The 12,447-nt window shown below is 70.7% G+C and carries 10 protein-coding genes; 1 reads left to right on the top strand and 9 read right to left on the bottom strand.

The genetic code is table 11. The annotated features are described in order from the left end of the window. Nucleotides 1–5: 5 nt before the first annotated feature. The 5 genes from DFI_RS15695 to DFI_RS15675 form a co-directional block, all read right to left on the bottom strand. Nucleotides 6–2,633 carry a GAF domain-containing protein gene (locus tag DFI_RS15695; RefSeq protein ID WP_338030643.1) on the bottom strand — a complete coding sequence of 876 codons (2,628 nt, stop codon included), beginning with the start codon at nucleotides 2,631–2,633 and terminating at the stop codon, nucleotides 6–8. Nucleotides 2,634–2,641: 8 nt separating this feature from the next. Further along, entirely contained in the window at nucleotides 2,642–4,810 is a 2,169-nt protein-coding gene (locus DFI_RS15690) for a PAS domain-containing protein (RefSeq protein WP_027464243.1), read from the bottom strand. Nucleotides 4,811–4,921: 111 nt separating this feature from the next. Then, entirely contained in the window at nucleotides 4,922–5,464 is a 543-nt protein-coding gene (locus tag DFI_RS15685) for a hypothetical protein (protein WP_027464244.1), read from the bottom strand. A 17-nt stretch (nucleotides 5,465–5,481) separates the two neighbouring features. Continuing rightward, nucleotides 5,482–6,363 (bottom strand): CapA family protein, encoded by an 882-nt coding sequence (locus DFI_RS15680; RefSeq protein ID WP_043779647.1) that lies wholly within the window; start codon nucleotides 6,361–6,363, stop codon nucleotides 5,482–5,484. After that, nucleotides 6,360–8,393 carry a DUF3160 domain-containing protein gene (locus DFI_RS15675; RefSeq protein ID WP_027464246.1) on the bottom strand — a complete coding sequence of 678 codons (2,034 nt, stop codon included), beginning with the start codon at nucleotides 8,391–8,393 and terminating at the stop codon, nucleotides 6,360–6,362. The genes DFI_RS15680 and DFI_RS15675 overlap by 4 nt, the downstream gene beginning before the upstream one ends. 113 nt (nucleotides 8,394–8,506) lie before the next feature. Between DFI_RS15675 and DFI_RS15670 the strand changes: the two genes are divergently transcribed. Further along, nucleotides 8,507–9,706, top strand: coding sequence for a hypothetical protein (locus tag DFI_RS15670; protein ID WP_118375998.1), 1,200 nt, complete (start codon nucleotides 8,507–8,509; stop codon nucleotides 9,704–9,706). Nucleotides 9,707–9,724: 18 nt separating this feature from the next. Here the strand turns inward: DFI_RS15670 and DFI_RS15665 are convergent, their stop codons facing one another. The 4 genes from DFI_RS15665 to DFI_RS20320 are packed head-to-tail and all read right to left on the bottom strand — an operon-like array spanning nucleotide 9,725 to nucleotide 12,436. Further along, nucleotides 9,725–10,069, bottom strand: a complete 345-nt coding sequence (locus tag DFI_RS15665) for an ArsR/SmtB family transcription factor (protein WP_027464248.1) — start codon at nucleotides 10,067–10,069, stop codon at nucleotides 9,725–9,727. A 31-nt stretch (nucleotides 10,070–10,100) separates the two neighbouring features. Next, on the bottom strand, nucleotides 10,101–11,264 hold the full coding sequence (locus DFI_RS15660; protein ID WP_027464249.1) for an MFS transporter: 1,164 nt from the start codon (nucleotides 11,262–11,264) through the stop codon (nucleotides 10,101–10,103). After that, entirely contained in the window at nucleotides 11,264–12,253 is a 990-nt protein-coding gene (gene arsN2 / locus DFI_RS15655) for an arsenic resistance N-acetyltransferase ArsN2 (RefSeq protein WP_118375997.1), read from the bottom strand. Before arsN2 ends, DFI_RS15660 begins: the two co-directional genes overlap by 1 nt. A 9-nt stretch (nucleotides 12,254–12,262) precedes the next feature. Next, nucleotides 12,263–12,436: a hypothetical protein gene (locus DFI_RS20320; protein ID WP_155864609.1), complete on the bottom strand. Its 174-nt coding sequence runs from the start codon at nucleotides 12,434–12,436 to the stop codon at nucleotides 12,263–12,265. Nucleotides 12,437–12,447: the final 11 nt, after the last annotated feature.

Genomic DNA, 12,447 nt, shown 5'->3' with positions numbered 1-12,447 from the left:
CGGCGTCATGGCCGGGGACCGTCACCGAGAAGCAGAGCGTCCAGTTCACCAGCGGCCGCTTCCTGAGGAAAGGCCAGCACCACCCGGCCTCCGGTGCGCTGGGCTTCCGCCCAGGCCCACCCACCGTGCCGGGCCAGGATGCGCCGCACCTGGATCAGGCCGCCCCCCTCAATGAGTGGGACCTCCTGATCGGTCCGGACTGCCAGGTCGAACAGGGTCGCCGCCTCCTCGCCACTGAGTCCGACCCCATCGTCCTCTATAACCAGCCGGACTTCACCCTCGGCTTCGCGGCTGCTCACGGTCACGAAGCGCGCGCCCCGCGTCGCACTGAGGGTAAACGACATCAGGACGTCCAGGGCCTGTTTCAGGAGTGCCCGGTCGCCGCGCACAATCGGCAGTGGCTCAATGAACCACGTCACCTCCCGGCCCGGCACCCTGACCTGCTCCCGCACCTCACTGACCAGTTCACCCAGCGCCAGCAGGTCGGAAGCGAGGGGCTGCACTTCAAGGACGGACAGCTCACGCAGGTCCTGCGCCACGGCCCGCAGCCGCTTGACTTCGTCCTGCAGCGCCAATGGATCCAGCGAGGAGAGCCCGTCCAGCGCACCAGGGTCGTCTATGCGGCCCGGGCTCAGCAGGTCCTCCAGCTGCCGGGCCGGTGCGTCCAGCTGATGGGCGGTGCGGGTAATCAGGGTGCCCAGTTCCGCATTCAGGTCCGCGAGGCGGCCCCGCTGCCGGTCGATCTGCTGCACCTGAGCGGTGCGTTCCAGCGTCAGGCGCAGGGCCTCCCCGACAGCCTGGAAGATGGCCCGTTCGCGTTCCCGCCAGATGGGCGAGCGAAGTTTCACGGCGGTCAGCACCCCCACCGGATGATCCTGGGGAAACAGAGGAAAGGCGGCCAGTGCCTGAACGGCGTCCAGATCGCTCAGGCCGTTTTGTCCGGCTTGCCAGTGATTGAAGAACATGGGTTCGCGGCGGGCGGCGGGCATCATGAAACTGGTAGCGCCGGCGGGCACCCCTTCCCTGATCCTCTGCTCCATGGCCGGCGTGGCCGCTCCCGCGCTTGCACGGCCTTTCCACACTTCGCCTTCCCGCTCGAAATACACCGCGACGTCCGCTCCGAGCACCTGAGTGAGCACGTCTGTGGCCTGCTGCGCGAGCAGTTGAACGTCACTGGTCCGGGCCGCCAGTTCGGTGAACCCGGCGAAGGCGCGCAGCGCCTCGCGCTCCTCGCCGAGCCGGCGCACGGCCTCCGCGCGGTCCAGCGCCAGATTCAGGTGCTGCACGACCGTCTCCAGCAGCGCCCGGTCGGCCGGTGACCACAGCCGGTCCTCGAACTGCACGACGGCGAACAGCCCCAGAGGGGCCCCCCCCAGCCGTACCGGAAGGGCGGCGGTCGAATGCACGTGCTCGGCCAGGTCCGCATCGGTGTCCGTGCCGGGCACATAGGCCGCCTGGTACTCCGCCCGCCCGGACCGGAACGGGTGGATGAAACTCGGGCTGTTCAGCGGCAGGCCGGCATCCATCAGCGTCTGCAAGGCCGGGTGGCGCGTGTCGCCCACCTGCGAGTGCAGGCGCCAGACGTCCCCGTCCGGTTCGTAGTACGCCGCAAAACCCTCAGGCAACAGGCCCATCACCAGTTCCTGCGCCCGGCGGATCAGCGTGACGCGGTCCGTGTCCAGGCCCAGGTCCCGCGTGAGGTGCGAGAACCCCTCCAGGGCCCGGGTGCGCGCCATGAGTTCCGCGTTCAATTCCGTCAGGCGCCGGGTGCGCTCGGTCACGCGGGTTTCCAGCATGGCCGCCTGTTCCCGCAGGTCGTGAATGTCGGTGGCCGCGCCGTACACGCGGAGCACCTCGCCCGCCTCACCCCGCACCGGGACAGTGTGGATCACGAACCACCGGTACTCGCCGTCGTGCCGGCGGATGCGGTGCTCCTGCCGCAGGGGCCGCCCCGATTCCACCGCCTTCCGGTACCGCCTGGCCGAACCGTCCCGGTCCGCCTCGTGGATGGCGTCGGTCCAGCCCCAGCCGGTCGCCTGCTCGAACGTCTGCCCGGTGTAGTCCAGCCACCGCTGGTTGAGCCAGGTGGTGAACCCGTCCGGCCGGCTTTCCCACAGCAGGTCCGGCACGAGGTTCGCCACCGCGCGGAACCGTGCATCGGAGGCGCGCAGGTCAGCCTGCGCTTTTGCTCGCTCGATGGCGGCCCAGGTGCGCTCGGCCACGTTCTCGACGAGCTCGACCTCGCCCGGCGTCCAGCGGCGCGGCCGGGCCGAGACCGCCACCAGCGAACTCAACGGGTGTCCCGCCCCCTGGCGCGCGGTCGAGGCCAGCATCGCCCGCATGCCCAGGGCCCTGCTGTTCTCGGCTTCGGATTCGCTCAGCCCCTGCCGCTCAAGGTCGTCATTCAGCACGAAGGTCGCGTGGCGGACCCGTTCGTAGGCGTCGGGAAAATCCGACAGGCGCACCGTGGCGGGGAGGGGGGGCACCCTGTCATTGCCGACCTGATAGGGGAACTCGGCCAGGTCATCGTCGGGCCGGTAATACGTGATGTAGCACCGGTCGAGCTTCAGTTCTTCGGACAGCATCGCGATTGCCCGCCTGGCGACCGCATCCGCATCGGTTTCCGAGCGCAACGCATCGCTCAGCTCCAGGAGAAATTCTCGCTGGTGCTCGCGCTGTTTTGCTCGGTGATGTCCCGGTAGAAGATGGTCAGTTCTTCTCCGCCATGCAGGGACACGTTCGCGGCATACCAGCGGTCCAGCAGGTCGGTGTATTCCTCGAACGAGACCGGCTCACCGGTGTCTGCCACTTCCTGATAGATGGCCATCCACCGCTTGAAATCCGACTGGGGAAACATCTCGGAGAACCGCCGGCCCATCAGCGCGGCGCGGTCCAGGCCGGTCTGCTGCTCCAGCCCCTGGTTGAGTTCGAGGTAGGTCAGGTCCACCACCTGTCCGGTGTCGTCGCGGATCACGCCGCACACCGCGAACCCCTCGGTCATCGTGTCGAACAGCGAACGGTACTTGTGTTCGCTCTCCCGCAGCGCGGTCTCAGCGCGGGCGCGCTGGACGCGGGGGAACACCAGCCGGGCGACGTCCTGAATCAGTTCGATCTCAGGGGGCGTCCACTGCCTCGCTTGACTGTCTGCCACCGCGAAATAGGCGTTCCACCGGTGGTCCTGACTGAGAGGAACGGCCACGTACGCCCGGATCTTGTGCACGGCCGCGCCTGCCTTCAGGCCCTGCCCCGCAAGATCGTCCGGGACGTCCTTGAACACGTCGTTGATGACATTCGGTTCACCGGCGCGCAACCGGGCCACTCCGTCCGGTGACATGAATCCCGCGATGGGATAGGTCCCGAGAATGGCGGGCACGTCCAGCGCATGCCAGAAGTGACGGACCGTGACCTCCGCCCGGAGTTCGTCCACGTCCACGTAGTGGTAGCCGCTCAGGTGCAGGTGCTCGACCAGCCGTGCTCCGGCTGTCTGAACGATGTCCGCCTCGTCCGAGAGCACACTGAGCGCCTCCGTGAGGTCCAGCAGGAAGGCCTGATGCGCCTCCCGGAGCTTGCGCTCGGTGATGTCGGTGAACAGCACCGCCACCCGCCGGCTGCCCGCCCCCCCCAGCCGGAAGATGTTCAGGTCGAACACCCGCCCCAGCGTCACCTCTCCCTCCTCCACCCGCAGCGCCACCCCCGTCTCCGCTACCTGCCCGTACAGCTCCGCCCACCGCGGGTTCGGTGTCCCCAGCAGCTCCCTCGCCGTGCGCCCCACCGGGTACGGCATCCCCGTGTGCCGCATGAACACCGGGTTCGCGTCCAGGAAAAGAAAATCCACCCACCGGCCCGTGTCGTCCGCCAGCACCTCCACCACCGCGTACGCCTCGTCCATCTCCGTGAACAGCGCCCGGTACTTCCCCTCGCTGTCCCGCAGGGCCGCTTCCGACCGCACGCGTGCGGTCACGTCCCGCCAGAACATGGAGATGCCGCCTTCGCCCGTGGGGTAGGCGTCCACCTCCAGGTGCAGGTCGTACCCCTCCCCGGTGTAGTGGTGCGTGAGGTGCTGCTCGTCGCCCTGCTGCACCACTCGGCGCAATGCCTGCCCGATGGGCGCGTCCACGGAGGCGGGGAAGGCCTCCCAGTGCGACCGGCCAATCAGGTGATTCCGGGACATGCCGAGCAGCCGCTCGGCCGCCGCGTTCACGCTCCGGATCACGAACGCACCGTCCAGCAGGCAGTGCGCATCCCCCATCCGCTCCAGCACCGCGGCCGCCTGCGCGGTGACCTCGTCCGCTGCCGTCCGGCCGTGCGGCGCAGGCCGGATGAGCAGGCTCAGGGTGTGACCCAGCCCGGCACCGGGCGTGATGTGCAGGACGGTGCTGCCAGCGGCGCTGAGCGCCTGTACGCCGGCGCCCCCCGCCACGTCCGCCGGGCTCAGGATCACCGTCAGGCTGCGGGAACCCACGGCCGCCGCCACCGACCGGAGAAGGGCGTCGAGCGGGGCGGCCGTGTCCGGCGCGGGCAGCGGGGTGGCCGTCAGCCGGTCAGCCTGGAACTCGACCGTCACATCCAGCCGAGCGACATACAGGAGGCCGGGACGCAGTACCGTTCCGGGCGTGGCCCAGCAAAACTCCAGGCCCAGCGCCTCTTGCAGGACCTCCGCGTTCAGGCCGTCCGGCGCGACGATCAACTTGGCTGGCCGCGCCTCCTGAAGCCCGGCCAGCGCCTCACCCAGGGCCCTGAGCCCCGCCCGCCCCGTGATGAGCACGAGCAGATCCGGCGGCGCGGGCGTGGGGGCAGGAGGGGATGACATTGATGAGGGCAGTTTAGGCCCCCGCCCGTTGACGGCTGATGAATGCCCGCGTGAAGGGACGTTGGGCAAAACTGACGACGACGGAACCCCGGCGGTCCAGCCTGCCGCGGCTCAGCGGGCCATCAGCACCCCGTCTCCGCCGACCTGCAGGGTGGTGGCCCGCACCGCCTGGCGCTCGACGAGGCCGAACCCGAAGCCCGTCCAGCGCCAGAGGCTCAGGGCGACGCTGGACGACTGCCGGCCGCGGGCGTAGGTGGTTTCCAGCGTGGCGAGCGTGCCGTCCGGAAGCACAGTCAGGGCCGTGACCGGCTGGAACAGGGCGCTGCCCACCCAGACGTTGCGGTAGGCGCCGCCGGGCATGGGCCTGAGCACGGCGATGTGGGCGCTGTCGCCCCGGCTGTCCCGGTTGAGGACGATCGGCGATGGGCGGGAGGACCACCGGGCGATCGGCCAGTCGGCCCAGGGGCGCCAGACGCTCAGCACGCATTCCGGCGCGCCGTCCCCGGTGACGTCCGCGTACGCGCTGGACCGCACGTCCCACCCGGTGGGCAGCTTCAGGGTCCGGCATGGACCAGCGTTGGCCTCGCGGCTCCCACCGCCGGCCAGGGCGCCTCCCATCAGCAGCACGGCGCCCATGGCCGTTCCGGTAGACATCCAGCGACGAGAACGGCTCACGACGCAGCCCTCCCGGCCGGGCAGGCCGGCATCCCCAGGCGCGCCAATGCCCGGCCGACCTCCGGGCCGCGCGCGTACTGCACCCGCCCGGCCCGCGTCAGGGTCGGCACGGCGCAGGCCTGCACCTGTTGGCCCTGCACCTGCACGCGCACCACCGCGCCCAGCCAGGCGTCCGGGTACGGCTGGTCGAACAGCAGGTTGCCCAGGCTGTACAGCACCAGTGCCGGCCCGAGGCGTTCGCTGCCCTGCAGGACGTGCGGGCCACTTCCGACGATCAGGGTGGCCCCCGCCTGAACAAGCAGCCGTGCCTGCTGGCGCTGCCGGGCGGTCGTGGACCCGTACTCCGCGCCCCAGTGCGGCATCACGACGACCACCGGCGCCTCCCGCCGGGCGGCCCGCACCTGCGCCAGAGGAAGCGGTGACCCGTCGTCCAGGTACGCCAGCAGCGCCACCCGCACGCCGCGGACCGACCGGTACAGGGGCGCGCGGGTGACCGGGGTGACGCCCTGCTCGCGCAGGAGCCGGCGGTTCTCTGCCTGGCCCGCGGGGCCGCCGTCCAGCGCGTGGTTGTTCTCCACGCTCAGGTGCGTGAACGGCGTCAGCGCACGGACCGCTGCAGGCGAGGCCCGCAGGTCGATGCCGCCGGTCAGCCTGGGCTGGCCGGTCAGGGGCGACTCGAGGTTGGCGAGCACCACGTCGCCCCGCAGGGCCGCCTGCACCTCGGTGAACGCGCCGGCCCAGGCCGGACCGTGCACCTGCTGCGCGCCGCGGGCCAGGTTGAGGTCCCCGGCCAGGGCGAACGTGAGCACCGGCGTGTCCCGGCCGCCGGAGGTCAGGCCCACAAGCAGCAGTCCGGCGACCAGAACGCGGGCCCTCACTTCACCACGATGCCGTCGAGCCAGGGGTGCGCGGGCGGCAACTGATTGCGGCTGAGCTGCGCGCGCCACGCCTCGTCGGTCAGGCGGCCGCTGCTCGGGACCGTGAACTCGTACTGGCTGTACACCCCGCCGTGCGCGACCTGAAGCCGGCCGTTCCAGTCCGGCACCACCGCGTACAGGTCGTGAATGAACCCGGTGCCTTCCTGCAGTGCGGTGTTCTCGGCCGTGGCGACGTCGGCCACGACAGCCGCCATGGCGTTCTCGTCGAATTCGGGGCTGCCGCCTTCCGGGCCGTCAGCGTCGGCGCTGGACATCTTCATCTGCTCCAGCCAGCCGCCGTAGAAGTGCAGCCGGTCGTTCTCGTCGCGGGAGAGCAGCTTGCCTGACAGCTGCGCGCCGGTCGCCTTGCTGAGCAGGGCCAGCATGTCGCGCAGTTCGTCCAGTCGGTACGCGGTGCCCTCGGTCAGCAGCCGCTGCTCGGTCAGAACGCGGCGGGTCAGGCGCTCCAGGTTCGTCAGCCTGGACCACACGGCCGGGTTCGGTTCCACGTACGCGCGCGGGTACTTCGGGGGGTCGCCGCCGGCGCCCATCTCGGCCATGACCTGCTTGGCGTACAGCAGCGTGTCGTGCTTCAGTTCCGTCCAGGAGCCCAGGGCCGTGAGGAGTTCCTTGCGGGTCCAGGCGGGCGTGCGCATGAAGGCGGGGTAGCGGTCGTCGCGCGGGTCGGGTTTGGCGAGGCCCTGCAGGGTGTAGATCCAGCCGCTGTACACGCTGGTGTTCCAGTCGGCGGGCTTGAGGGCGGCGAAGGCGGCGCGGACCAGTTTCATCTGCGCGTCGTAGTTCACGTACCGCGTCTCCCCCTGGGCGCGCAGGATGTTCAGGGCGGCGTCGCTGCCCAGTCCGGCCAGCAGGTCCAGGCCCCGCGGGAACAGCCGCGGCTGGCCGTCGGTGCCCACCTCGCGGTACACCAGGCGCTGCAGGGCCGCGCCGTCCAGCGTGAACCGCTGGCCCATCATGCGGAACCCCAGGGTCTCGCGGTCGCGGACGTCACGGCCCTCGCCGGGCCGGGCCTGCACGAACACGCTGTTCACCTGCGGCGGGGGCAGTTTGGCCAGGGCTGCCTGCAGGGCCTGCAGGGTGACCGGCTCGGCGAGCCGGCGGATCTGCCCGCCCGTCGCCTGGGTGAGTGCGGCGGCGTAATGGCGGTAGTCGAGGTCGTCGCTGCGGCCCACCAGCAGCGCGGTCGGGTCGTACAGCCGCGCCCAGAGCGTGCGCACCTCGGCGTTGTTCGTGATCAGGTGCGTGAGCAGCGCCGCGGTGCGGGTCTCCCCGGCGTTCTGCACGCGCAGGTTCACGCGGCCCAGCCACATCATGCTGCGGAAGTACCGTTTGAAGAGGTCGCTGCGGGTGTAATGTCCGCGGGGCACGTACTGGGAGTAGTCCTCGGTCATCTGGCTGGTGCTGAACACGCTCGACGGGCCCAGACCGGCGTGCGCGTCGATGCTGCGGAGCTCCGCGGCGACCGGGGCCTGCACGGCGGCGGGCACCCGGGCGGCCGGGTCGATGAGCTTCTGCGCGACCGCGAGGTACGCCAGGGTTGTGAGGGCGTCCCGTTCCAGCGGATGGCCTTTGAGGTTGGTGTGAAGCTTCACGGCGTCCGCCATCAGCAGCGCGGTCATCCGCCGCAGGGCCGGCGCGAGCGACTCGCGTTCCAGGTCACGGAGCAGTTTGTCGAACACCAGGTGGTACATGTGCAGCATGCTGTCGGTCGTGACGAACACCGGCTGGTCGGCGTAGCGGTACGCCTCGTACGCCGCGTCGAACTGCCGCCAGGTGGCGGGCGTGATCACGAACCCGTTGCGGCTCAGGGCGGCGCGCTGCGCGGCGTTCAGGCCGGGCCGCTCCAGCGCCTTGTCGGCCTGCAGAATGCCCGGGTTGCTGACGCTGCCCAGGTTGACCGGCAGCGTGTAGGACGCCGCCCCGCCGGTCGTGCAGAGCGCCAGGATCGTCGCCGGAACCAGTCTGTGCATGGTTCATTGATACCACCGGGCGTGCCCGGACCGGGCCGCAGGTGCCGCCTCCGGGGCTACACTCCAGGACACCCCGCCTGACCTGCCCCGTTTCACTGCCTGGAGGACCCCTTGTGAGATCCCTGCTCGTGCTGCTCTCCCTGACCGCGCCGATGCTCGCCGCGCCCCCGCTGGCCGCGGCCCAGACCACGGCGCGCGACGCCCGCTCGGGTGAGGCGCTGCGCGCCGCGATTCTCGACGCGGAACGCCGCTGGCTGGCCACAAACCCCGACCGGTCGTTCCTGAGTGTCGGGAGTGACCTGGGGTACGCGCTGGGCTGGCTGAAGGAAGGCAAGTACACGGAGGCCATGACACCCCTGGGCTTGATCGGGGAGAAGGGAGCTGCCGATCCGTTCGTGCACCTCTTCACCGCCCTCGCGCTGGCCGGGCAGGGCCAGGCCAGCGCCGCGGCAGAGGCCCTGGCCCGTGCCGAGCGGCTGACCCCGGGCCTGCGGGACTTCCGCGCGGTGATCACGGCACCGGCCGCAGCCGCGGCGCCCCGCACGCCCACCTCGCCTCCGGCGCCGGTCAACCCTGCGGTGCCCGCCTCAGGCGGGGCGGCCCTGCGCCTGCCGGCGGCGGCCCGCGTGACCAGCATGACGGCCGCGCTGAACGAAGCGCAGCGCCTCTGGAAGGCCACGCAGCCGGCCACCACGATGTTCAGCGCGAACTGGCACGTCGAGCAGATCCTGTACTCGCTGCGCAGCACCAACGCTGAGGGTGCGCGAGTCCAGCTGAGCGCCGCCCGCGCGGCCCTGCCGAAGACTGGCGCCCGGGCCGTGGACGCGGCGTTCCTCGACCTGCTCGACGGATTCGTGGCGGCGCAACTGGGTCAACGCGCCGCGCTCGACAGGAGCCTGGGCGCCCTGAGGCGCGGGCCATACGCGGCGCCGCTGAGCACCCTGACGGCATTCCTGAGCACGTACCAGCCGCCGAAGGCCGCCGCGCCCCCCGCCCCGGCCCCGGCCACCAGACCCGGGGGGCCGCTGGTGCCCGGCGACTACTCGTGCTGGCTCGAGCGCCCCGGCCTGAACGGCGCGCGCAACGACGTGCCCAGAGGCACCCTGAGCCTGAAGGCGAACGGCACGTACTCGTACATGGGAAAGGCTGGCACGTACCGCTACAACGCCCAGTCGGGCGTGCTCACGTTCACGGGGGGGCCGTTCACCAATCCCACTCCGGAACGCACGACCTTCCTCAAGCACAAAACGACCGCGCAGATCGACCTGCACTGGGCGTATGCGAACGACTGGTCGTGCGGGAAGAATCTGTAAGGATGCCCTCGGCGTCCCTCACGGGGCGGGCGCGACTGCAGGCCGGTGATCGGGTGCCGGTGAAGCGGTGATCCGGAGGGTGCTCAGGACAGCCTCAGCCGCCTCAAACACAGGGGCGTGGAGGGTGTAGACCGTCCATTTCCCGCGTCGCGTGGCATTGACCAGACCCGCCTGGACGAGCAGGCGCATGTGATGGCTGACCGTGGGCTGGGACAGGCCCAGGTGGGTGGTGATGTCGCAGGCGCAGACGCTGCCGGGCGCCGCGCAGGCATTCACGGGCGGGTGGGCGAGGAGGTGCAGCACCCGCAGGCGCTGGGGGTCTCCCAGGGCCTTGAAGATGGCGGCGCTGGTCTCGAGGTCCATGCGCCCATCTTGCCGCTCAGATCGAAGAAGGTCAATGTGTCCGACGCAATCCGGACCACAACGTCAGAAATGCCCAGGCGCCCAGCCCCGTCATCACGGCGAGGGAAGGGACGTAGTTGGCCCCGGCGGCCATGAACACCCACCCGGCCGCCAGCGGTGTCGCGGCCTGAGCGAGATTCACCACGCGGGACAACCGCCCGTTCACCGTGCCGAACACCTCAGGAGGGTAATGCCGCACCAGCAGTTCTGCCCGAATCAGCGTCAGCGCGCCGTTGGTCATGCCCAGCACGGTGAGGGCCGCGGCCACCACCCCCGGGCCGCGCGAGACCAGCAGCAGGGCGGTGCCCAGCGCGAGCAGCCCCACCACCCACAACGAGACCGCCCGCGTCCCGAGCCAGGCGAGCAGGGGCACGCACAGCGCCCGCCCCGGCAACGAACTGAGCCCCAGCAGGCCGGCGTAGCCGGCGGCCACGGCCGGAGGGTACCCGGCCCACAGCAGCAGCGGCACCAGTTGCATCCCCACACCCACCATCACGATGCGCGTGAGCGTGAACACCAGGGTCAGGACACGAAAGGTGCCGTCTGCCGTGAAGGGACTCAGCGGGTACGCCGACCCCTGCGGTGCGCGCGGCGGCACATAACGCCACAGGAGCGCGGCGCAGCCTCCCATCAGGCTGCCCAGCAGGAGCAGGGTGGGCCTCAGTCCGGGGCCCTCCAGGAGCGCGGTTGTCAGCGGCACGAAAATCGTGCTCGCCAGACCGGCCAGCAGCGTGATGGTCAAGGTGGCCTGCGTGCGGGCGGAGCCCCACACCTGCTGCCCCAGCACGGTGAAGGTCGCCTCGTAGAAGGTGAGGGCCATGGCCAGGCCGGCCAGCAGCCACGCCAGGGTGAAGGTGATCACGCTGCTTGACCAGGCCAGCGTGAACAGGGCCGCCGCACCCAGCCCCGCCCCGAGTGACAGCGGACCCCGGCCACCCCGGAGGTCCAGCCGACGGCCGACGACCGGCGCCGCGAAGGCGGTCACGAGCAGGGCCAGCGTGAAGGCCAGGGACGTCTGTGTGCGCGTCCAGCCGTGCGTGCGTTCAAACGTGACGGCCAGGAGCGGCTGGGCGTAGTACAGGGCGCCGTAGGCCACGGTGTTGAGCAGGGCCAGCGTCCACACCAGGGAACGCTGGCCCCGCGCACCTGCCGTCATCAGGCGAGCGGTAGAGGTTCGGCCGACGCTGGGAGCACCCCCAGGGCAACGCCCCTGGGTTCACTGGGGCCGCAGCACTCGCCGGCGCTGCTGGAGGCGCCTGAGGCCTTGCACATCACCCCGGGGCGACGCAGATCGACGATCACGCGCTCCGCCTGCACGTTCACGGCGTTCACGTGAAACTGAAGGGCAGGGGTGCGCACGTTGCCGTACTCGACGCGCACCTCCGCGCCGGCGTGAACGGGCACGCGGGCCGCCACGCGGTCGTAGATGCCCAGGAACTTCTGCGTGGTCATGAAGCCGCGCTCGGCCTCGGCCGCTGTGCCGTCCATCAATTGAATGACCGTTTCACGCCAGGCGTTCGCTCGCCCGCCGCAGTCCATGGACTCGATGCTCACGGCCTTGACCTCGGTCACGTGGTACCCGGCCGGGACGAGCGGCTCCCCGTCCAGACGAAACTCCAGGGGCAGGGCGGGCAGGTCCCGGAGGGCGGCAAGAAAGGGTCCGGTGCGGTGAAGCTCAGGCTGGGCCGTCTGGGTCATGGGAGTCTCCAGGGACAGGTGCATCAGGATGGCCGAAGCAGGACAGGCACCCTGCAGTTCTTCGGAAGCGTGCAGGGCGGCCGGGGCGGCCGAGCGGGGTACGGCGACGAATCCGAAACGCGGAAAGTAGGACTGCGCGGTGGTGGTCAGCAGGTAGAGGTCGGTGAGGTGAAACTGCCGCGCATACCCGATGGCCTGCGTGACGAGTTGCGCGGCGAGGCCACGGGACCGGTAGCGGGGATCGACGGCCACCGAGCGCAGCAGGCCCACGCTCCCGTGCACTTCCAGCCCCGCGAGGCCGATCAGGATGCCGGCGTCCCTGACGAGCAGGTAACCGCTGCGGGATGCGGCGTGCAGTCCTGCGGTGGGCAGGTGCAGGGCCTGCAGGAAGGCCTGCATGGCCGGAAGATCGCGGGGCTCGGCCAGGTGGGTGGAGAGGGTCGTCATGTGGGCTCCTCAGCAGGTGGGGCAGGGCGTGGGGGCGGGGGCGGCCGGGGCGCGCCGCCAGGGCGAACCGGTCAGGCGCTCGGGCTGGGGACGGGTGGCGTGGGCCAGGCGGGCGGCGTCGGCGGCGCGGAGCAGGGCGGCGTGGCGGTCAAGGCCGGTGAAGTGAAGCTGGTGCAGGTTCATGGGGTTCTCCT

Source organism: Deinococcus ficus, assembly GCF_003444775.1.
In the GTDB taxonomy this organism is placed as follows: Bacteria; Deinococcota; Deinococci; order Deinococcales; family Deinococcaceae; genus Deinococcus; species Deinococcus ficus.
This window is presented reverse-complemented; position numbering and strand designations above follow the sequence as displayed.